We start from the raw sequence: 21,424 nt of genomic DNA, 5'->3' as shown, positions 1-21,424 counted from the left end.
GAGCGGGTACGGCCGCCCGTCCCCCAGGAAGGTCCCACCATGAGCGCTGCGGATCTGGCCCGACTCCAGTTCGCGGCCACGACCGGCATCCACTGGCTGTTCGTGATCCTGACCATGGGGCTCGTCCCCCTCGTGGCGATCATGCACACCCGGGCCGCCTACACCCGTGACCCCGTCAAGAAGGCCGTCCGGGAGCGCATGACCCGCTTCTGGGGCCAGCTCTACGTCATCAACTACGCGGTCGGCATCGTCACCGGCCTGGTCATGGAGTTCCAGTTCGGGCTCAGCTGGAGCGGCCTGAGCAAGTTCGCGGGCAATGTCTTCGGCGCCCCACTGGCACTCGAGACCCTCATCGCCTTCTTCGCCGAATCCACCTTCCTCGGCATGTGGATCTTCGGCTGGGGCCGTATGCGCAGGGGCGTGCATGTCACGCTCATCTGGCTGGTCGCCCTGACCGCGTACGCCTCCGGCTACTGGATCATGGTCGCCAACGGCTTCATGCAGAACCCGGTCGGTTACGAAGTGCGCGACGGAGCGGCCTACTTGACCGATTTCGGGGCGCTGCTGACCAACTCCAGCGCTTTGGTCGCGCTCTTGCACATCGCGCTGGCCGCGCTGACGACGGGCGGTGTCTTCATCGCCGGGGTCAGCGCCTACCACTTCCTCCGGCGCACCGAGGAGACCGAGCTGTTCGGCGGTTCGATGCGCCTGGGCCTGTGGGTGGCCACGGTCACTTCCTTCTTCGTCGTCATCGTCGGCGAGATGCAGCGGCCCGTGATCGAGCGGACCCAGCCCATGAAGGACGCGGTCCTGGAGAACAGCGGAGTCGCCGAGTTGCAGGCACAGCTCGTCAAGGAGCACGGGCCCGGCGACTACGTGCCCTGGCAGGACACGATGCGCGTCTCGATGGACGTGATGACGATCATCGGGAACACCGTGTCCACCATCACGTTCATCGCCGTCATCCTCCTGTGGAAGAACCGGCTGATGCGTTGGCGCCCCGCCCTGTGGGTGCTGGTCGCCATGGTGCCGTTCCCCTTCGTCGCCTCAGCGGGAGGCTGGGTCGTCCGTGAGGTCGGCCGCCAACCTTGGCTCGTCTACGGCGAGTTGACGGTCGAGCACGCGCTTTCCCGCGTCAGCACGGCTTCGCTGGCCGTGTCCTGTGTCGTCTTCATCGCCATCTTCCTCGCCTTGGCGGTGGCGAACTGGACCCTGATCACCCGCTTCGCCCTCCGAGGACCCGGCGCCACTCAGCTCGGCACCACCGAACCGCTCACCGAGGACCCGCCCCAGGGGCCCGGAGGGCCTGGTGGCGGCTCCGAGATCACCTCCCTGTCGTACTCCCCCGCGGTAACGGAAAGTTGAGCGAGATGACTCTGGAGACCGCCTGGCTGGCCCTCCTCGGCCTGCTTCTCGCCGGGTACTTCGTACTCGGCGGTTACGACTACGGCGTACAGATGCTGCACCCGTTCCTCGGCGGCCGAGATGATCCCGGCGAAAAGGAGCGCACCGGTCATAACGCCGCCCTGGACGCCATCGCGCCGTTCTTCCTGGGCAACGAGGTCTGGCTGGTCGCCTTCGCCGGCGTCCTGTTCGGCGCCTTCCCGCACCTCGAAGGCACCCTGCTGTCCGGCCTGTACCCGCTGATCGTGGCGATCCTCGTCGGCCTGGTCCTCGGCAACGCGGCCGTCCAACTGCGGCGTCGCGCCCGCAGCGTGCGCGGGCGTCGATGGTGGGACGTCCTGATCGTGTTCGGCGGGGCGCTGCCCGCCGTGTGCTGGGGACTCGTCGTCGGACTGCTGCTCCACGGCGTGCCCCGCCGGGCCGACGGAAGCTTCCACATCGGGTTCGGCGACGTGTTCTCGCCGTTCACGCTGGCCTGCGGCAGCACCACCGCGCTGCTCTTCGCGGCGCACGGCGCGGCCTTCGTGGCGCTGCGCTCGTCCCCCGAACTCGCCTCCAGGGCACGGTGGTCGGGTGCCGGACTGCTCCGTGGGGCCGCGGCCGCGGGCGCGCTCGCGGTGCTCCTCACACTCTTCGGCGCGGGCGCCTCGATGACGAACCGCGCGACCTCGACGGCCATCGCAGTCCTGTTCGCGGCGGCGCTCGCCGGTGCCTGGTGGTACTTCTCCCGCGGACACAACGTGCGGGCGTTCGCGGCCACTTGCTGCGCGACGGCGCTGCCGGTGCTGCTCGTGGGGGCGGGCCACTACCCGTACCTCCTGATCAGTTCGGCGGGTGAGGGGCTGAGCATCGGGCACGCCGTCACGGACGACGCCACATTGAAGATCCTGAGCGCGTTCGGGGTCCTGGTGGTTCCGACGATCCTCGCGTACCAGACGTGGAGCTGGTGGGCCTTCCGAGGGCGGACGGGCCGCCGTCACCCCAGCTACTTCTGAACCACATCACCCCAGCTACTTCTGAACCACGTCACCCCACCTGCTGCCGAGCCTCGGAAAGCGACGAGAGGGAAGAGAGCCCCCAGGATGAAACCCGTCGAACGACGCCTGATACGGGAACTCCCGGTGCTGCGGCGCCACATGACGTACTCCCCGGCACTCGCGCTCCTCGCCGCCGGTCTCACCGTCGCCCAGGCGGTCCTCCTCGCGGCGGTTCTCGCGGACGGCTTCGCCGGGCGGCCGTTGCGGGGCGCGTCGCCGGCCGCACTGGGCGTGGTCATGGTGCTGCGCGCGCTGCTCGCCTGGGCTCGCGGGGTGCTCGCGCAACGCGCCGCGGCCGATACCAAACGCCTACTGCGCCAGAGAGTCACCGGTCGGCTGCGGCGCACCGATCCGCTACGGCTCACCGCCGGACGCCACGGCGAGACGGCCACTCTGCTCACGCGCGGCCTCGACGCCCTCGACGCGTACGTCGTGGGCTACCTGCCCACGATGGCGGCCACGGCGGTCGTGCCCCTCGCGGTCGTCGGGTGGTTGGCGTGGACGGACTGGACCTCCGCGCTGATCATCATCGTGACGCTGCCGCTGATCCCCGTGTTCGGAGCGCTGGTCGGAGCCCATACCGCCCGGCGCACCGCCCGGCAATGGCAGTTGCTGGCCCGGCTCGGCGGTCACTTCCTGGATGTGGTGGCCGGGTTGCCGACGCTGCGCGCGTTCGGGCGCGAGCGGCAACAGGCGCGTGTGGTCCACGAGATGGCCGACGCCCACCGGCAGGCCACGATGCGCACGCTGCGCGTGGCGTTCCTCTCCTCCTTCGTCCTGGAGACGGTCGCGACCCTCTCCGTGGCGCTGGTGGCGGTGCCTGTCGGGCTGCGGCTGCTCGACGGCGAGCTGGACCTCCGTACGGCCCTGGTCGTGCTCTTCCTGGCCCCCGAGGCCTACCTGCCGCTGCGTGCGGCCGGGGCGGCCTTCCACGACAGCGCCGAGGGCATCGCCGTGGCCGAGCGGGTCTTCGCCATCCTCGATGACACCGACGAAGCCGGTGGCGGCCGGGGAGCCTCCACGGCGTGCGCCGCCGCCCGTGCCCCGGCGCCCGACGCCCGCGAGGCGCACCTGTGTCTGGAGGGCGTCACGGTCCAGTACCCGGGCCGTGCCGCCCCGGCCCTTCGTGACGTCTCCCTCTCCCTGCGCCCCGGCGAACACATCGCCCTGGTCGGGCCGAGCGGCGCGGGCAAGTCCACCCTCCTCGCACTGCTCCTCGGCTTCACGCGACCCGCGTCGGGGTGCGTCACGGTCGGCGGAACCGACCTCGCGGACCTCGACGGCGACGGGTGGCGCACCCAGGTCGCGTGGGTGCCTCAGCGCCCGCACTTGTTCGCGGCCACCGTCGCGGACAACATCCGCCTGGCACGCCCCGACGCGAGCGACGCGGAGGTGCGGCACGCGGCACGCGCCGCCTGCGCCGGTCACTTCATCGAGGAACTGCCCCAGGCGTACGACACGCTGCTCGGCGAGCACGGCGCGGGGCTCTCCGTGGGCCAGCGCCAGCGGATCGCCCTGGCCCGCGCCTTCCTCAAGGACGCCCCTGTACTCCTCCTGGACGAACCGACCGCCCACCTCGATCCCGAGAGCGAGGCCACGGTCACACGCGCCACGGTCCGCCTCATGCGCGGCAAGACCGCGGTTGTGGTCGCCCACCGTACGAGCATGCTGCCTCACGCCGACCGGATCATCACCGTAGAAGAGGGCCGCCTCACCGGGACCCAAGTGCCCCACCCGGCCCCAGCGGTCCAGGAGATCCGAACGGCCCCCATGACCCGACCGGCCCTCGCGGAAGGACTGATGGCTCGATGACCCTCCACGCCGATGCCACCGTCCTCCCCCCGGCACGATCGCCCCGCCCCACCCTCCGCCTCCTGCGCCGGCTCCTGCCGTACTGGCGCCGGCTGCTGCCCGCCGCGCTCGCCGCGGCCGGCAGCGAACTGGCGGCCGCCGCGCTGATGGCCACTGCCGCCTGGCTGATCACCCGCGCCGCCGAGCACCCCCCGCTCGCCTCGGTGAGCCTGGCGATCGTCGCCGTCCGGGCCCTGGCTCTGGGGCGTGGCGCGCTGCGCTACATCGACCGGCTCCTGGGCCACGACGGCGTGCTGCGGGCCGTCGCGGGCTTCCGCACCCAGGTGTACGAGGCCCTCGTGCCCCTCGCTCCCGCGGGCATCCCCGCCTTCCGCAGCGGCGACCTCCTCACCCGCCTGGTCGACGACGTCGATGCCGCGCAGAACCTCCTGCTACGAGTCCTGATCCCGGCCGCGGCCGCCTGCGCGGTTGCCGCCGCTGCCACAACCGTCGCTACGGCGCTGCTGCCTACTGCAGGCTTTCTGCTGGGGCTGCTCCTGGCCGTGGCGGGTCTCCTCGTACCCGCCTCGGTGCTCGCACTGTCCCGCCGTACGAGCCGCGCGGAGAGGGCAGCGAGAGCTGAACTAAGCGCTCTCACCCTGGACTTGACCCAGGGTGCGGCGGACCTCGCCGCGTACGGAGCCCTGGGCCGCGCCCATGAGGAGACGCTCCGCGCCGCCACCCGGATCGCCGCGCTGGAGCGCCGGGCAGCCTGGACCACTTCGATCGCCTCCACCACGGTCCTGCTCCTCCAGGCGGCGGCGACAGTCGGCGTGACCTGGCTGGCGCTGCGCGCCCATGCGGCGGGGGAACTGCCCGCCGTGCAGCTCACCGTCCTCGCGGTCCTCGCACTGGTCTCCTTCGAGGCCCTGACGCCGTTGCCCACTGCCGCACGGCACCTCGCCGAAGTACGGGTCAGCGCACGGAGGTTGGCCGACCTCCTCGACACCCCACCGCCCGTCACCGACCCGCGCGCCCCGGCTCCGCTCACCCCCCACACCCCGGTCGGCGTGGACATCACCGACCTGCGCGTACGCCACCTCCCCCAGGCCTCTCCGGCCCTGGACGGAGTGAGCCTGCGCCTGCCGCCCGGTCGCCTGACGGTGCTTCTGGGCGCCAGCGGCTCCGGCAAGTCGACGCTGGTCGCCGCGCTCATGCGGTTCCTCCCCTACGAGGGCGGAAGCATCCGTATCGGCGGACGCGAACTGCGCGACTGCGCGGGCGCCGACGCCCGCCGCGCGATCACCGGCATGACCCAGGACGCCCACGTCTTCCGCACCACCCTGCGCGCCAACCTCCTCGTGGCCCGCCCCGCGGCGACCGAGGCCGACCTGCGCGAAGCTGCCGGCAGAGCCCAGCTTCTGGGCTGGATCGAATCCCTCCCCGACGGCTGGGACACCCTCCTCGGCGAGAGAGGTTCCGCCATGTCCGGCGGCCAGCGCCAACGCCTCCTCCTGGCCCGAGCCCTGCTCGCCGACCCGCCCGTACTCGTCCTGGACGAGCCCACCGAAGGGCTGGACCCCGAGACGGCCGACGCCGTACTCACCGACATCCTCAACGCCACCCGCGGCCGTACGACTCTCTTGATCACTCACAACACCTCGGGCCTCACCGCCGCCGACCAGATCCTCACACTCGATCACGGCCGCATCCAACCACCCACGCGGTGATGCCGGTTCGGGGCTCTGCGACCGCGCGGACCTCCCAGTGGCTGCACTACAGTTGGCCGACCATGCCTGATCTCCTCGGTATCAACCATCTGACGCTGTCCACGACCGACCTCGACCGGCTCGTGCGGTACTACACGGAGCTGCTCGGCGCGACGCTCGCGTTCGAGCGTGCCGCGGCCCCTCCCGATCCTCGGATCGCGGTCCTCGATGTCGGTGGGCACGACCACCTGATGATCGTTGAAACCGCTGCTCCCCCCGCCACTGATCTCGATCCCCTGAGCCAGGCGGGATGGGGTCTGCGCGTCGGAACCCAACGGCAGCTGCGTGAGGTCCGCGAGCGCATGTCGGGAGCCGGGTGGCCGGTCGGGCAGATCGAGACACTGCCCACGCAGTGGACGATGACAGCTCGCGACCCCGACGGGCGCCCTGTGGACATCAGGGCTCACCGCCCCCGCACCGTATCGGCGGCCACGTGACCGGGTGTGGCGCCGCGACCATCATCGGCGGCGGGGTCGGCGGCCTCGCGGCGGCCATCGCCCTGCATCGCCGGGGCTGGCGCGTCGAAGTGCTGGAACGGGCCCCGGAGTTCACCGAGATCGGCGCCGGCATCTCCCTGTGGCCGAACGCGCTGCGCGCCCTCGAAGTGCTCGGCTTGGCCGACACCGTCCAGGCACTCGGCACCGTCGAGGCCAGCGGCGGCGTCCGCGACCGTCGGGGCCGCTGGCTGTCCCGTACGGACAATGCGGAGCTGTTCCGCCGCTTCGGCCATCCCTTGGTGGTCCTGCACCGCGCGGACTTGCTGCGGGCGCTCACCGAGGCGCTGCCCGCCGACAGTCTGCGGCCGGGCAGCGAGGTGTCCATGGTCCGCGACGACGACCACGGCCTTGTCGTCGAGCATTCCGGCGGCGAGTCCAGGCCCGACCTCGTGATCGGCGCCGACGGGCTGCGCAGTGCCGTCCGCGGTGCGCTCTGGCCCGATGCGGCGGGCCCCCGGTACGCCGGGTACACCGCCTGGCGCATGGTCACCGAGCCGCTGACCGCGCCGCCGGCCGAGGGCGGCGCGACCTGGGGCCGTGGGGAGAGGTTCGGCTACGCGGCGTTGCCGGGCGGGCGGATGTACTGCTTCGGGACCGCCTCTTTGCCCGCCGGGGCCGGGGTACCTCCCGGGACCTCCGAACACGGCGAACTGTTGCGCCGGTTCGGGGCCTGGCCGGACCCCATCCCGGCGCTCCTGGCCGCCGTCCCCGCGAACGCGGTGCTCCGGCACGATCTGTACGACCTGCCGCCGCTGCCCACCTTCGTCCGGGGCCGGGTCGCGCTCCTGGGCGACGCGGCCCATGCCATGACCCCGAACCTGGGCCAAGGCGCGTGCCAGGCCCTGGAGGACGCGGTCACCCTGGCCCACTGCCTCGACGGCACAACGGCCGTGGCCTCCGCGCTCCACTCGTACGACCTGCTGCGCCGCCCGCGGACCCAGGCCATCGCGCGTCGCTCCGCCCGGCTCGGCACTGTCGGCCAGCTGTCGTGGCCGCCTGCCGTGCTGCTGCGCGACGCGGCCGCCCGGCTGATGCCGGCGCGGGCGACGCTGCGTTCCATGACGCCGGTTCTCGGTTGGACGGCACCCGGCGACCAGTGACCAGGTGACCGCGCCGCGGAGCTGGTCGGTCCGCTCCGCTCCGCTCGGCCGGAGTCAGTCGTCCCGGTCAGGCCGTCGGGGCGCCGCCGAATCCGATCTCGTTGCCGTCCGGGTCGCGGAAGGTGACCTTGCGGACGCCATTGGCGTAGGTCTCGCGCGTGTCCGGTTTCAGGCCCCTCTCGGCGATCCCGGAGACGCGCGCGTCGAGGTCCTCCACGAAGACGGTGTGCAGGGCGTGCCCGGCATGACCGGGCCGCACCTCGATGAACATGTACCGGTGTTCGGCGAGCTCCCACACCGCCTCGGTGTCATTGGGCAGGAAGGCCGGCGGCCCGCCGAACAGGCGCTGGTACCAGGCCACCGCGGTGGTGTAGTCGCGGACGGGAATGCCCGCGAACAGGTCTACGGTCATGAGGCCATGCTATGCACGACGGCGTCCGCGCAGGGCCCCCGTACGTACGTGGCGGGTCTGCCGCGTCCGCGCTCCGCCGCATCACCCGTGCCGCGCGAAGACGTCCCGGGCAGCGGCCAGCGCTTCGTCCTTCTCCGCGGAGGTGTCGTACCAGTCGTCGGCGTCCCGGTACGCGATGAAGGTCTCCGCGGTGAACTCCCGGCCGAACAGGTAGTCGTCGAGGCAGTAGTCGAATCCAGAATCGGCCATGGGGTCCAGACCCTCCTGCTCGCAGTGGTCCAGGAATCCTGCGGCGGCCTGCCACCGCGTGCCGTCGAACCAGAACACGCCGCCGGCGTAGTGGATCGTCTCGTCCGTCTCCGGAGCGGTGAGGTTCAGGGATTCGTAGGTCTCGGGACGGTCGCGTACCAGCTGGACGAGATCCGCGGGGACTCCGCCGTAAAGCGACTCCTGCGCGGCGTAGGTACCTTCGGCATAGAGGTTCAGCACCGTCTCGTGGTCGAAGGTCATCAGCATCGCTCGACCGTCCGGCGTGAAGTACCACACGGCCGACTGCCCACCACTGTCGTTCCAGGCGAACCGCTCCGCGCCCTCCACCGTCACCGGTTCGACCTCGACAAGGGTGTTGATGATCACGGCGCGTCGCCGGATCTCCGCGATCGGAGTCGCCTTCAGGGCGTTCCAGGTGTCGTCACTCATGAGCAAAGGCTAATGATCGCCTTCCATCGCTCCGCGGCAGGGCTGAAATAATGGCGGATCGCTCCGCGGCCGGTCGGCATGGTGTCTGACCTGGCCTGTTGCGTACGCGAACACGGAGACGCACAGGTACGCGAACGCTGCGGGCCAAGGTCATGTCGCGGGCCGGGCGTTGGCACAGAAATATCCGAACCGTGCTTGTCCCGAAGATCGTTCCGTTGGAGGCTACGGGCATGCAAAATCAGCCGACATTCGTATTTGTTCATGGCGCCTTCGCGAACTCGTTCTCGTTCGCGCCGCTGCAGGCCGAGCTCGGCCTCCTCGGGCACCGCTCGGTCGCCGTCGACCTCCCGGGGCACGGGTTCGAGGCGACCTACGCCGCGGCCTACCAGGCCCCGCAGGATCTCGACGCGCTCGCCGGAGTACCGGGAAGCATCAAGGGGGTCACCCTCGCCGACAACGCCGCCCGTGTGATCGAGGTCCTCGAGAGAGCGAGACAGAACGGACCGACCATCCTTGTCGGCCACAGCAGAGGTGGCGCCACGATCACCGCGGTCGGCAACGCCCGCCCCGACCTGATCGACCGGATCGCTTACGTCTCCGCCTGGTGCCCCGTCGACCTGGATGTCAGCGACTACTACGCCGAGCCGGAGATGGCGAGTGTCGACCCGGGGGCCTTCGCTCCGGCGTTCGTCGGGAACCCGGCCGAGCTCGGTCTGCTCCGGGTCAACTTCCGCACTGCCGCCCCGGCCACGATCGCCGCGATGAAGCAGGCCTTCGCCGCCGACCTCACCGACGACGAGTTCCTGACGTTCCTGAACTCCTTCCAGCCCGACGAGAACCTCGATATCGGCACGTCCGCCGACCGGACCCGGGCCGCGACGTGGGGGGGCATTCCGAAGACCTATGTGCGCCTGACCGGCGATGCAAGCATCCCCCTCGCCATGCAGGACCGCATGATCCGCGAGGCCGACGCTCTCACTCCCGACAACACCTTCGATGTCGGGACCCTCGAGGGAAGCCACTTGCGCTGGCTCGTCCACCCGAAGCCCGCGGCCCAGCTGCTCGCGGACCTCGCGGCGCGCTGACGGTCCGCTGTCCCGACTTCGCGGTACGCGATGCGGTTCGGCGCGCAGTGGCCGCGCGCCGAACCGCTTCGCGGCCTAACCCCATAGATCGCGCAAGGCAGCGTTGACCGTGGCGAATTGCTGGGTGTGCGGGTAGTAGCCGGGCACACGGAGCAGGCGGGCACCAACGGCGTCCGCCACGGCTTCGGCGCAGGCGATCAGCGGTTCGCCCGCGTACTTGCGGTACGTCTCCGGCGCGTCCTGCCAGGTCCCGCAGATCACCAGCGTCGGCCAAGGCGCGGCCCGCAAGGGCGCCAGGGGCACTGTCGCTTCCCATACAGGACGTTCGCGCATCGACGTGGCCACGGCACGAAGGCGCTGCGGGGTGGGGTCGGGCAGGGGCATGCCCTGGCCTTCGGTGGAGGCGCGCAGGTACTGCTCCGGCGTCACCGAATCCGGCACACCGGCACTGTCCCGCACCCGGCCCAGCATGGCCTCGACCACCGGGTGACCGGCGGCCGCGGAGAACGCGGAAGGCTGGATCAGCGTCAGGGAACGCACGAGGTCGGGTCTGCGCCCGGCAGCGAGCATGGCTGCGAGGCCGCCGTTGCCGTGGCCGACCAGGTGCGCGCCCGCGTCCTGCTGCCGCAGCAGTTCCACCAGGTCGTCGGCGTCGGTGTCGAAGTCGCTGCGGTCGGTGTCGGGGCTGCGGCCGTAACCACGGCGGTCCACAAGGAGCAGGCGGTAGCGGTCGGCGAGCGACCGCTGGGCGGCGAACCCGTACGCCTCGTCACTGCCCCATGTGAAAATGCTGTGCGCGAAGACCGCAGGGGTCACTGGGGCCACAGGGGCTCCCGCACCACCGGTCTGGTCCCACACCGTCACGTGTAACGCGGTCATCAGAGATCTCCCCCTCCCGAGCCGGCGGCATCGTGGCGGATGTACCACTCGGTGGAGAGTAGTTGTTCCCGTTCGGATGCCGGAAGGCCCGCGATCAGTCCCGGGGCGGCCCGTTCAAGTCCCGCCGCGTGGCAGGCGAGCAGGCTCGGCGTCACGGGTGTTGACCAGGGCCTTGCTCATTCTCGGCGAGTCGGCTTGGCGACAGGTCCGTCGGGTCCTCATCCGCTTCCAGCAGCGTGTCGGCCGGACCGATGATGAGCGGGTCCGCCTCCCCCACCGCGTCTTTGTCCATCGACTCGTAGTCGACACTCAGCAGCAGGTGCCGGATCGCTTCGAGGCGCCCGCGGCGCTTGTCGTTGAACTTGATCACCGACCACGGTGCGTGGACGGTGTCCGTGGCGCGGAACATGTCCACCTTGGCGCGGGTGTAGGCGTCCCACAGATCCAGCGAGGCCAGATCCGTGGGTGAAAGCTTCCACTGCCGTACGGGATCGACCTGGCGGATGGCGAAGCGTGTGCGTTGCTCCGCCCGGGAGACGGAGAACCAGAACTTGACCAGCACGATGCCGTCATCGGTGATCATCTTCTCGAACAGCGGTGCCTGCTGCAGGAATTCGTCGTGCTGCCGTGGGGTGCAGAAGCCCATGACGGGCTCGACGCCGGCTCGGTTGTACCAGGAGCGATCGAAGAAGACGATCTCACCCGCGGACGGCAGTTGCGCCACGTAACGCTGGAAGTACCACTGGCCCGCCTCGCGTTCAGTGGGCTTGTCCAACGCCACGATGCGGGCCCCGCGGGGGTTGAGGCGCTCGGTGAAGCGCTTGATCGTGCCGCCCTTGCCTGCCGCGTCGCGTCCCTCGCACACGACCACGATGCGCTGGCCCTGCTCGCGCACCGACCTCTGCAACTTCAGCAGCTCGATCTGCAGGATCCGCTTCCGACGCTCGTACTCCCCCCGCTTCAGCCTTTCCGGGTAGGGATAGTTCTCCCGCCACGTCCGCAGCGGCTCTCCCTCCGCGTCGAGCAGTACAGGACGCTCCGGCCGGGCCTCATCCACCGACAACCCGTCCAGCAAACGCTCCGGGTCCTTGTCGTCCGACGCCACACCGTCTCCTCTCATCGACGCGTGTCACCTTCCTACCCACTTCGAACGCTACTCCGCACCATTGGAGAGAGCTCGCCCTAACTACCCTCGGTCCCCTGCTCGACGAGCCTCTTGAGCAGGGCCTCCGCCGCGCCGTTCTCGGAGTCGGCCCCGTGGGCCTCGACCCCTTCGAACATGACTGGCGCGGCGCTGCGGGGGAACAGGGCCTCTTCGTACGCGGTGAGGGCGGTCTCGATGTCGTCGGGGTGAGTGGCGATGGCCCTGCCGAGTTCGGCGCCGTCGTACATGGCCAGGTTGGCGCCCTCGCCGTTCGGGGCCGAGAGGTGGGCGGCGTCGCCGAGCAGGGTCACGCCCGGCACCCGGTCCCACCGGTGCTCGGTGGGCAGAGCGAAGAGAGGGCGCAGGATCGGCGCTGTGTCGCTGTCGGTGATCAGCGCGGTGAGCTCCGGCGCCCAGCCCGCGAACTCCTGCGCGATCCGCGCGGTGGCCGCCGCGCCCTCGGTGAAATCGATGGCCGCGAACCAGTCCTGCGGCTCGGACACCCCCACGTAGGCGTGCAGAGTGTCGCCCTTCTCCCGGTGGGCGAAGATCTCCCTGCCCGGCGAGAGCGCGATCATCGCCCCGCCGCCGACCGTCTTGGCCGCGGCCGGGTGCCGGGTGTCGGCATCGAACAGGTACGTCTCGACGACCGACTTTCCGGTGTACTCGGGTGTGGCGGTGGACAGCAGCGGCCTGACCCGTGACCACGCGCCGTCCGCGCCGACCAACAGGCCCGTGATGACGGTGGCACCGTCGGCGAAAATCACTTCGTGGCGGCCCTCGACGACGGTACGGGCGCCGCTGACCTTGTGCCCCCACCGGACGGTGCCGGCCGGGAGCGAGTCGAGCAGGATCTGTCGCAGCTCACCGCGCTGCACCTCGGGACGTCCTCCCGTGCCGTCGTCGGCCATCTCGTGCAGGACGTTCCCTTCCGGGGCAAGGACTCGCATCGCCTGGCGGCCCTCCAGGATGAGGCCACGGAACTCGTTCATCAAGTCGGCTTCCTGGACGGCGAGTTGTCCGTTGTAGTCGTGGATGTCGAGCATCCCGCCCTGCGAACGCGCCGCCGGGGAGGCCTCCGCCTCGTACACCGTGACCGGGATGTCGTGGAGGTACAGGACGCGGGCCAGTGTGAGTCCGCCGAGTCCGGCGCCGATGACCGTGACGGGGGTATGCATGGGGGCTCCTCGGGGTCGGGGCCACCCAAGTGATCTCCGGCGGCCGGTACTCGAAAGATGCCGGGCCACTCCGACAAGCCACCGACAGGTCACCGACGGTGGACCCACGGCCCCGACAGCCGACCGACGCCCACGCCAAGGTCGGGACCACCCCAGGTCAAGGGCCTGTTGGTCCGCTCTCGCTCAGGTACGTCTCCAGTCCGGCGGCGCCGGTCAGCATCGCCCGCCCCCGGGTGGACAGCCGACCGCGCCAGTCGCTCAACGCGGCTTCCAGAGGCTCAAGACCGCCGGCCGCCCGGACCTGGTCGATCAGCGGCGCGATCTGCTCCAACAGGTAGCCTCCCCTCCTGAGTTGGTGCACCAGACGCGCATCCCGTACGTCGGCCTCGTCGTAGACGCGGTAGCCGGTCCGCGGGTCCCGGCGCGGGCTCACCAACCCGGCCAACTCCCATTTGCGCAGGGTCGCGGGCCGGATCCCGAGCTTCCCGGCCAGTGGCCCGACGAACATGCCGTCCGAACCGGCCCCTGCCACCGGCGTCGTGGACCCCAGGTCTCGCAGTGCCCTCTCCACGGCCTGGAGGGTCCGTCGGTCCTCAAGAAGCTGGACGTGGCTCTCGTCGATGAGGCGGAACGCCTCCTCGGCCTCGCCCTGGTTCACGGCCCGCATGATCGACGTCGCGGTCCGGTGGCCATGGCCGGGCACCAGGGCGAGAAACGCGCGCAGGGCCCGCGCGTGCAGCGAGGTGTAGGTGCGGTAGCCGTGAAGCGTGCGATCAGCGGCCGGGAGGATTCCTGCCTCCTCGTAGTTCCTGATCGCCTGCGTGGACAGACCGTGCCCGCGCGCCAGGTCAACCGGCCTGAGCCGCTCCCCACTTTGAAGGTTTCGCCCCATGAGACCGCCCATACCGCAGAAAAGTTTCAACCGAGGGTTCAACGATAGCGTTTAAGGCATGGCTACAGACATCAAGGACACCATCCATGCCGTCGAGGCGGCCGCCGTCATGAGTCTCCTCCGGACTCGGCCACAGCTGCTCGCCCTGGGCGAGCCCACCCACTGCGAGGACGATCTGCTCGACCTGCGCAACGAGCTCTTCCAGCAGCTCGTCGAGCAGGAGGGCTACCGGACGATCGCGATCGAGAGCGACTGCATGATGGGTCTGGTCGTGGACGACTACGTCACCTCGGGCACAGGCACCCTCGACGAGGTCATGGAGCACGGCTTCAGCCACGGCTGGGACACCGCCGAGCCCAACCGCGAACTCGTGCGCTGGATAAGGGAGTTCAACCGAGGCCGACCCGCGCGCGAGCAGGTCCGCTTCGCGGGTTTCGACGGTCCGCTGGAGATCACCCACGCCGCGAGCCCCCGCCAGGCCCTCACCGCACTCCACAGTTACCTCTCGGCCCACCTGGACGCGGGCCTGCTCCCCACAACGACGGACGCGCTCGACCACCTGCTCGGCGCCGACGACCCGTGGACCAGTCCCGCCGCGATCATGGACCCGGCCCAGTCCGTGGGACAGTCACCCGAGGCGGGGCGGCTACGGCTGCTCGCCGACGACCTCGTGACCCTGCTCGACACGCAGACCCCGCACCTGCTCACGGCATCCTCGCCCGACGACTTGGACCGAGCGCGCCTGTACGGGCGCACCGCCACCGGCCTGCTGCGGTACCACCACTGGATGGCCGACGCCTCGCCGAGCCGGATGACCCGCCTTCTGGGGCTGCGGGACCAGATGATGGCCCACAACCTCCTCGCCCTCGCCGAGCGCGGCCCGACCTTCGTCCACGCCCACAACAGCCATCTGCAACGGGACAAGAGCACGATGCGCATGTGGAACCAGCCACTGCTGGAGTGGTGGAGCGCCGGCGCGCTCGTCAGCGCCCGCCTCGGCAAGGAGTACGCCTTCCTGGCCACAGCCCTCGGCACCATCCGGCACCAGGGAGTGGACACACCGCAACAGGACACCCTCGAAGGACTCCTGTACGCGCTCCCGAAGGACCGCTACGTCATCGACGCCGCGCAGCTGGCCACCACCCTCGGCGACACACCGCCCGCACCCCGCGTATCACCCTGGTTCGGCTACGCCCCGCTCGACCCGGCTCACCTGAGCGGGATTGACGGGCTGGTGTTCGTCAAAGGTGACTGAGCGTCGGGATGCAGTGGCGCCGGTCGGCGTGAGCCTGGGAGCCAACGGGCTGCCGCCAGGGCTGTGGCGAGGGTGACGATGCCCGCGAGGGTGGCTGTCACGGTGAGGCCGGAGATGAAGGATTCCTTTGCGGTGCTGATGAGTTGGAGGGCTGGGGGCTTCGGGAGATGGGAGGCCAGGACCCGTACGGCGAGGATGTTGTCGCCCGCTCCTGGGGGGCTGTCGGCCATGCGGTCGTGGTAGACCGAACTGAGGAGGGAGCCCTGGACGGCGACTCCGAGGGAGGGGCCGACTTGACGGGTGGCGTCGTTGACCGCTGAGCCGAGGCCCGCGTGGTCGCCGGGGACGGCGCTCATGACGGACTCGGTACCCGCCGCGGCCGTTGCCCCCGCGCCCAAGCCTGCCACGGTCTGGAAGAGCATCAGGTGTGCGTAGCCGTCGGCCGCGGTGGTCGTGGCCAGGATCGCGAAGGCGGCCGTGCGCGCTCGGGCCTCGGGGCGCCGATCGAGGACGGTGAGGACCGGCTGGCCGAAGGGCGGGCTGGAAGGGGACATGGTGTTCCTGGTGTCGGGTTGGCCGCGCCCGCCCTCTGGAGGGCTGCGCTGATGGGTGTCAGGCGGGGTTCGACCGGTGACGGCCGAGGTGACCGGCGATGCGATGGGCGAGCGCGGTGAGGCTGCCGGCCGAGATCAGTTCCATGACGGGGATCTCGTAGCCGATCTGTTCGCGTACGGCGGTGGTGAACTCGACGGCCATCAGGGAGTCCACGCCCAGCTGGTCGAAACGGCGCTGGCGGTCGATGCGTTCGGGGGTGGTCTGCAGGATGCCGGCGAGCAGTTCGGCCAGGGCGTCCTCAGTCAGGCGCACAGCGTCTTCGGGGCTCGCACCCTTCAGGGCCGTGTGGAGACGGGCGGAGGCCTCACACCGCTCGCGGTGGGGCAGGAGCGTCGCCGTGCGGGGCATGGCGAGCCGGGGGAGCACGGACAGTCCTCGTTCCAGACCCGCGCCAGTACCCACCACGACTGTGGCAACTCGGGGGTGTCCCAGGAAATCATCGAAAGCGGTGAGGGCATCGCTGCTGCTCAGGCTGGTCCAGCCTGCCTTGACGAGTTCGTCGGTGCGGGCGGCGCGGTGAACGTACCCGGTGTCGCCGATGACTCCCCACCGGTACGCCTGGCCGGGCAGCCCGGCTCTGCGGCGTTCTTTGACCAGGGCCGACGGGGCGACGACGGCCGCGACCATGCTGCTCGGCACGGAGGGCCTTGGCTAACCTGCACGGGTGACCACCGAACTGACCCTGCTGCCGCGTGTCGCCCTTCGCGGGCGGGAGGTCACCGCGCCCCGGCTGCGCGGCCTCATCGCACTACTCGCGGGCGACCTGCGTACGGGGTGCGGTACCGAGCGGCTGGTGGCAGGGCTGTGGCCGGACGCGTTGCCGGAGCGGCCGGGAAAGGCGCTGCAGGTCCTTGTGTCCAGGGCGCGGGCGCAGCTGGGTGCCGACGTCATCGCGAGCACGCCGACGGGTTACCGGCTCACCCTCGCCGAGGATCAGGTCGACAGTTCCGCCGTGCTGCTGCACGCCGCCGCGAGCGCGGAGCGGGCCAGGGCCGGGGACCAGGCGGGAGCGCTGGCCGCTGCCGGGGCCGGGCTGGCTCTGTGGGAGGGCGCCCCCGGCGAGGCGGTCGGCATCCCTGGCGAAACGCCCGCCAACGGCGACCCCGTCGCAGCGTTGCGCGCCGAGCGTGCCCCCGTCCGCGGCACTCTCGTCCGCGCACAGGCGCTCGCGCTCGCCCGTCTCGGACGGCATGCGGAGGCGGCGGGGCCACTGGCCGAGGTCGCAGTGGAGCATCCGCGCGACGAGGAGGTGCTCGCCGAGTTGCTGCGCGGCGAGGCTGCGACGGCTGGCCCGTCCGCCGCGCTCACGCGCTATGAGGCGTACCGCCGTGAGCTGCGCGACGTGCTCGGCACGGATCCCGGCGCCGGACTCAGGGCCGTGCACCAGGAGTTGCTGCGCGGCGAGGCGCCGGTCACCCGGCATGGTGTGCCGCACGAGCCGAATCCCCTCCTCGGCCGTGAGGCGGACATCGCGGCGGTGGAGCGGCTGTTGCGCACCTCCCGTGCCGTCACGGTCGTCGGTCCTGGCGGCCTCGGCAAGACCCGGCTCGCCCACGCCGTGAGCCGCCGGGCCGAGCAGCGCGTGGTGTACTTCGTGCCGCTCGCCGCCGTCACCGCGGACGCGGACGTGGCCACGCAGGTGGCCGCCGCGCTGGGTGCGGGCGAGGGGCGGCACGGTGTCGTGAGCGGCCCCGTCGCGGCCGACCCGGTGTCCGGCATCCTCGGCGTGCTCGGCCCCGGTCCCGCTCTGCTGGTGCTCGACAACTGCGAGCAGGTCGTCCGGGGCGCCGCCGATCTCGTACGGGCCCTGGTCGCGTCCTCGAAGGAGCTGCGGGTGCTCGCCACGAGCCGGGCTTCGCTGGACCTCACGTCGGAGGCCGTCTACGCGTTGCCGGAGCTCGGTCTCGCCACCTCGGTCGAGCTGTTCACGCAGCGCGCACGGGCCGCCAGGACCGGCGTGGAGCTGCCGCCGCACGCGGTGGCCGGGCTCTGCCGCCACCTCGACGGCCTGCCGCTCGCCGTGGAGTTGGCGGCGGCGCGGGTGCGGGTGTTGTCGGTGCCGGAGATCGCCCGCCGGCTCGGCGACCGGTTCGCGCTGCTGCGGGGCGGGGCGCGGGACGTGCCGGAGCGCCACCGCACGCTGCACGCGGTCGTGGAGTGGAGCTGGAACCTGCTCGCGCAGGACGCCAGGGGTGCGCTGCGCACGCTGTCGGTCTTCCCCGGGGGGTTCTCCGGGGAGGCGGCGGAGCATGTACTCGGCGGCGACGCACTGTTGCTCCTGGAGCAGTTGGCGGGTCAGTCGCTGCTCACCGTCGCCGACACCCCGGTCGGCGTGCGCTTCCGGATGCTGGAGGCCGTACGGGAGTTCAGCGCGGCCCGCCGTGCGGAGGCCGGCGAGGAGGACGCGGCGGTGGGCCGATTCCTCTCCTGGGCACGGGACTTCGGGCTCGCGCACCACGACGTGCTCTTCGGCCCGGAACCTTCCCCGCGCTCCCCACTTCGCCCGAGTGAGGGCGGCCACGTCGCCGCCAGGGAGCGGATCAGGGCCGAGCAGGACAACCTCGCGCCAGCCCTGCGGCACGCCCTGGCCCGTACGGACGGACCCACGATCGCCGCCCTCACCGCCGTCCTCGCCGCCCTGTGGTCCACCGACTCCAACTACCCCCGCCTCGCCACCCTCGCCGCGGACACCGGCCCACCGCTGTCGCACTACCACCCCGGGCCCGAGTACGTCGAAGTCGCCCGCACGTCGGCGGTGTTGTGCGCGGCGGGCCTGTTCATGAACCTCGGGCCACATGGCGTACGCCAGCTCGTCACTCTCCGCCGACTGCCCGCGGCTCCGCCTGACACGTTGCCGCGCGCCACCGCGGCGGTCCTGAGCGCACTCCCCGAGATGCGCCCGCCCGACTACGCCGTGCTGCGAACACTCTGTGACAGCCGACAGCCCCTGGTCGCCTGCGTCGCCGAGTGCGTGGCCACCTACGTAGGGGAGTACGAGCACGACATCGACCGCGCGCTCGCTTCGGCCCACCGGATGATCACCGCGCTCGCCTCCGTCGACCATCCGCCCCTCCAGCTCATGGGCCACTCCCGGCTGAGTGAACTGTCCTTGCGGATGGGGCACGGCGAGACCGCCTACGAGCACCTCACAGCGGCACTGAAGGCGCTGCCGCGGCTCGGTGACGAACTCGACCACATCGGCATCCGCTCGGCCCTCGTCCTCGCCTGCCTGCAGCGCGGCGATCCCGACGAGGCCGAGTACTGGCTGCGGCAGACCGAGGGCGCCAACAACCCGCAGGAGTACGACTTCTACAGCCCGGACCTCGGGGGACGCGCGGAGATCGCCCTCACCCGCGGGCGCACGGAGGCCGGGCTCGGCCTGTGGCGCGGCGCCGTGGAGCGGATGCCCGAGGCGGGCTCACTGCACAGCGGCGACCCGTGGCTCGACCCGTGGGCGCTGCAGATCCAGTCGGCGGCCGTGACGGCCCACGCGCACGCCGGCCGCCTCGACCTGGTCGCGGAACCGGTCCACCGGCTGTGGCAGCGGCTGCGGACGCTGCTCGACGGCCCTCCCCGCTCCCCCATGGTCCTGCCGGTGTTCGGGACGGTGCTGCACGCGCTCGGTATGGCCGGGCTGGCGTCCGGCGACACCTCCGCCGTACGGATGATCGCGCTGGCCGAACGGCTGCGTGTGCTGCGCGAGTTCCAGCCCACGATGTCGGCGGCCCGCGCCCGGCAGGCGGCAGAGCACGCCGACCGGGCGGCGTACGCCGACGCCGTGTCTCAGTACGCCGCCCTGGAGCGGGACCAACTGTGGGAGGCGGCCCGCGCGCTTACTTGATGCGGCCCGCGCGCTCGATGCGCCCGCGCGCCTATTTCGGGTCGCGGTTGAACAACGAGGTCGACCAGCGATAACCGAGCGCGGCCAGGCCCAGGCACCAGACAACCGTGACCCATCCGTTGTTGCCGATCTCGCTGCCGAGCAACAGCCCGCGCAGGGTCTCGATGGCCGGTGTGAACGGCTGGTACTCGGCGATCGGCCGGAACCAGCCCGGCATCGCGTCGACCGGGACGAAGGCGCTCGAGATGAGCGGCAGGATCATCAGCGGCAGCGCGTTGTTGCTGGCCGCCTCGGCATTCGGGCTCGCCATCCCCATCCCGACCGCGATCCAGGTGAAGGCGAGCGCGACGAGCGCGAGCAGCCCGAACGCCGCCAGCCACTCCACGACCGTGGCATCGGTGGACCTGAACCCGATGGCCACGGCGACGGCGCCCACGAGGAGCACGCTGAGGATGGCCTGCAGCACGCTGCCGACGACGTGCCCGATGAGCACGGAGCCTCTGTGGATCGCCATCGTACGGAAGCGGGCGATGATGCCCTCGGTCATGTCCATGGAGACGGACACCGCGGTACCTGCCGGGGTGGCGCCGATGGTCATCAGCAGGATGCCCGGGACCAGATAGGCGATGTAGTCCGAGCGGTCGGCGCCGCCGCCACCGATGCCCGCACTCATCACGTCGCCGAAGACGTAGACGAAGAGCAGCAGCAGGACGATCGGCGTCAGCAGGATGTTCAGGGTGAGGGAGGGGTAGCGCCGGGCGTGCAGGAGGTTGCGGCGCAGCATGGTGATCGAGTCGTGTGCGGCGAGGGAGAGGGTGCGAGAGCTCATCGGACGGCCTCCTTGGGCTGGTCGGCGCTGCCGGTGAGGGCGAAGAAGACGTCGTCGAGGTCGGGGGTGTGGACGGTGAGTTCGTCGGCCTCGATGCCGACGGAGTCGAGCCAGTCGAGGATGGAGCGCAGCTCGCGCTGGCTGCCGTCGCTGGGGAGTTGGAGGGTGAGGGCCCCGTCGTCCGCGTGGGCTTCGTTCAGGGCGGTGGCGGCGGCGCGGTAGGCGTCGGGGTCGGTGAAGCGGAGGCGCACGTGGCCGCCGGGGATGAGCCGCTTGAGCTCGTCGGAGCTGCCTTCGGCGGCGATCTCGCCGTCGCTCAACACCGCGATGCGGTCGGCCAGTTCGTCGGCTTCTTCCAGATACTGGGTGGTGAGAAAGACGGTCACCCCGCCGGAGACCAGCTCCCGGATGATCGCCCACATGTTGTGGCGTGAGCGGGGGTCGAGTCCGGTGGTGGGTTCGTCGAGGAAGATGATCCGCGGGTTGCCGACCAGGGTCATGGCGATGTCCAGGCGCCGCTTCATGCCGCCGGAGTAGGTGGATGCGGGCCTCTTTGCGGCCTGGGTGAGATCGAAGCGCTCAAGGAGTTCAGCGGCGATCCGGTTGCCCTCGCAGCGGGAGAAATGGTGGAGGTCCGCCATGAGGAGCATGTTCTCCTCGCCGGTGATCAGACCGTCCACGGCCGAGAACTGACCCGTGACACCGATCACGGCACGCACGGCCTGCGGTTCGGCGGCCAGGTCGTGGCCACCGACGTGCAGGGACCCGGCGTCGGCCGTGATGAGCGTGGAGAGGATCTTCACGGCGGTGGTCTTGCCCGCCCCGTTCGGACCGAGCAGCGCGAATACCGTTCCGGCCGGCACCGCGAGGTCGATGCCGTCCAGGACCGTCTTGTCCCCGTAAGTCTTGCGCATCCCCGTGGCGGCGATGGCGAGTGAGGACGGTGTCGTTGTCGTCGTCATGCCGCAGAGGCTGCGGCAGGGCGCATTCAGCGCGG

Annotated in this window: 19 protein-coding genes; 9 read left to right on the top strand and 10 right to left on the bottom strand. The window is 70.9% G+C overall.

Features of this window, described 5'->3' with window-relative positions:
- Nucleotides 1-39 precede the first annotated feature (39 nt).
- The 6 genes from ACZ5WE_RS34565 (at nt 40) to ACZ5WE_RS34540 (ending at nt 7,598) form a co-directional block, all read left to right on the top strand.
- Nucleotides 40-1,365 carry a cytochrome ubiquinol oxidase subunit I gene (locus tag ACZ5WE_RS34565; RefSeq protein ID WP_467694474.1) on the top strand — a complete coding sequence of 442 codons (1,326 nt, stop codon included), beginning with the start codon at nt 40-42 and terminating at the stop codon, nt 1,363-1,365.
- 5 nt (nt 1,366-1,370) lie between these two features.
- Nucleotides 1,371-2,399 (top strand): cytochrome d ubiquinol oxidase subunit II, encoded by a 1,029-nt coding sequence (cydB, locus tag ACZ5WE_RS34560; RefSeq protein WP_467694476.1) that lies wholly within the window; start codon nt 1,371-1,373, stop codon nt 2,397-2,399.
- An 87-nt stretch (nt 2,400-2,486) separates the two neighbouring features.
- A complete protein-coding gene (cydD, locus tag ACZ5WE_RS34555; protein WP_467694478.1) occupies nt 2,487-4,253 on the top strand; it encodes a thiol reductant ABC exporter subunit CydD in 1,767 nt (588 codons plus the stop codon).
- Entirely contained in the window at nt 4,250-5,962 is a 1,713-nt protein-coding gene (gene cydC / locus ACZ5WE_RS34550) for a thiol reductant ABC exporter subunit CydC (RefSeq protein WP_467694479.1), read from the top strand. The genes cydD and cydC overlap by 4 nt, the downstream gene beginning before the upstream one ends.
- Nucleotides 5,963-6,024: 62 nt before the next feature.
- Nucleotides 6,025-6,438 carry a VOC family protein gene (locus ACZ5WE_RS34545; protein WP_467694481.1) on the top strand — a complete coding sequence of 138 codons (414 nt, stop codon included), beginning with the start codon at nt 6,025-6,027 and terminating at the stop codon, nt 6,436-6,438.
- On the top strand, nt 6,435-7,598 hold the full coding sequence (locus tag ACZ5WE_RS34540) for an FAD-dependent monooxygenase (RefSeq protein WP_467694483.1): 1,164 nt from the start codon (nt 6,435-6,437) through the stop codon (nt 7,596-7,598). Before ACZ5WE_RS34545 ends, ACZ5WE_RS34540 begins: the two co-directional genes overlap by 4 nt.
- A gap of 67 nt (nt 7,599-7,665) precedes the next feature.
- Here ACZ5WE_RS34540 and ACZ5WE_RS34535 read toward each other — a convergent pair whose 3' ends face one another.
- Nucleotides 7,666-8,010, bottom strand: coding sequence for a VOC family protein (locus ACZ5WE_RS34535; protein WP_467694485.1), 345 nt, complete (start codon nt 8,008-8,010; stop codon nt 7,666-7,668).
- A gap of 81 nt (nt 8,011-8,091) precedes the next feature.
- Entirely contained in the window at nt 8,092-8,709 is a 618-nt protein-coding gene (locus ACZ5WE_RS34530; RefSeq protein ID WP_467694487.1) for a hypothetical protein, read from the bottom strand.
- A gap of 230 nt (nt 8,710-8,939) precedes the next feature.
- Here ACZ5WE_RS34530 and ACZ5WE_RS34525 point away from each other — a divergent pair, with 230 nt between their 5' ends.
- The gene (locus tag ACZ5WE_RS34525) at nt 8,940-9,794 is read left to right on the top strand and encodes an alpha/beta fold hydrolase (RefSeq protein WP_467694489.1); all 855 of its coding nucleotides are present in this window, start codon (nt 8,940-8,942) and stop codon (nt 9,792-9,794) included.
- Nucleotides 9,795-9,869: 75 nt separating this feature from the next.
- Here ACZ5WE_RS34525 and ACZ5WE_RS34520 read toward each other — a convergent pair whose 3' ends face one another.
- From ACZ5WE_RS34520 to ACZ5WE_RS34505, 4 genes are all read right to left on the bottom strand, one after another.
- Entirely contained in the window at nt 9,870-10,673 is an 804-nt protein-coding gene (locus ACZ5WE_RS34520) for an alpha/beta fold hydrolase (protein WP_467694491.1), read from the bottom strand.
- 151 nt (nt 10,674-10,824) lie between these two features.
- A complete protein-coding gene (ppk2, locus tag ACZ5WE_RS34515) occupies nt 10,825-11,778 on the bottom strand; it encodes a polyphosphate kinase 2 (RefSeq protein WP_467694492.1) in 954 nt (317 codons plus the stop codon).
- A gap of 77 nt (nt 11,779-11,855) precedes the next feature.
- Nucleotides 11,856-12,995 carry an FAD-dependent oxidoreductase gene (locus ACZ5WE_RS34510; RefSeq protein ID WP_467694494.1) on the bottom strand — a complete coding sequence of 380 codons (1,140 nt, stop codon included), beginning with the start codon at nt 12,993-12,995 and terminating at the stop codon, nt 11,856-11,858.
- A gap of 157 nt (nt 12,996-13,152) precedes the next feature.
- Nucleotides 13,153-13,887: a TioE family transcriptional regulator gene (locus ACZ5WE_RS34505; protein WP_467694495.1), complete on the bottom strand. Its 735-nt coding sequence runs from the start codon at nt 13,885-13,887 to the stop codon at nt 13,153-13,155.
- Between the two features lie 58 nt (nt 13,888-13,945).
- Here ACZ5WE_RS34505 and ACZ5WE_RS34500 point away from each other — a divergent pair, with 58 nt between their 5' ends.
- Nucleotides 13,946-15,142 (top strand): erythromycin esterase family protein, encoded by a 1,197-nt coding sequence (locus ACZ5WE_RS34500; protein WP_467694496.1) that lies wholly within the window; start codon nt 13,946-13,948, stop codon nt 15,140-15,142.
- Here ACZ5WE_RS34500 and ACZ5WE_RS34495 read toward each other — a convergent pair.
- Nucleotides 15,097-15,696: a hypothetical protein gene (locus ACZ5WE_RS34495; protein ID WP_467694498.1), complete on the bottom strand. Its 600-nt coding sequence runs from the start codon at nt 15,694-15,696 to the stop codon at nt 15,097-15,099. The two genes, ACZ5WE_RS34500 and ACZ5WE_RS34495, sit on opposite strands and share 46 nt — an antisense overlap.
- 58 nt (nt 15,697-15,754) lie before the next feature.
- Nucleotides 15,755-16,396: an acyl carrier protein gene (locus tag ACZ5WE_RS34490; RefSeq protein WP_467694500.1), complete on the bottom strand. Its 642-nt coding sequence runs from the start codon at nt 16,394-16,396 to the stop codon at nt 15,755-15,757.
- Between the two features lie 25 nt (nt 16,397-16,421).
- On the opposite strand from ACZ5WE_RS34490, the gene ACZ5WE_RS34485 reads away from it, so the two are divergent.
- On the top strand, nt 16,422-19,598 hold the full coding sequence (locus ACZ5WE_RS34485) for an ATP-binding protein (protein ID WP_467694502.1): 3,177 nt from the start codon (nt 16,422-16,424) through the stop codon (nt 19,596-19,598).
- Between the two features lie 31 nt (nt 19,599-19,629).
- Here ACZ5WE_RS34485 and ACZ5WE_RS34480 read toward each other — a convergent pair whose 3' ends face one another.
- Both ACZ5WE_RS34480 and ACZ5WE_RS34475 read right to left on the bottom strand, forming a co-directional pair.
- Nucleotides 19,630-20,427, bottom strand: coding sequence for an ABC transporter permease (locus tag ACZ5WE_RS34480; protein WP_467694504.1), 798 nt, complete (start codon nt 20,425-20,427; stop codon nt 19,630-19,632).
- Complete coding sequence (locus tag ACZ5WE_RS34475) at nt 20,424-21,389, bottom strand: ATP-binding cassette domain-containing protein (RefSeq protein WP_467694506.1); 966 nt, start codon at nt 21,387-21,389, stop codon at nt 20,424-20,426. The genes ACZ5WE_RS34480 and ACZ5WE_RS34475 overlap by 4 nt, the downstream gene beginning before the upstream one ends.
- Nucleotides 21,390-21,424 lie beyond the last annotated feature (35 nt).

The sequence above is a fragment of the Streptomyces sp. NPDC033180 genome (assembly GCF_055577645.1).
This window is presented reverse-complemented; position numbering and strand designations above follow the sequence as displayed.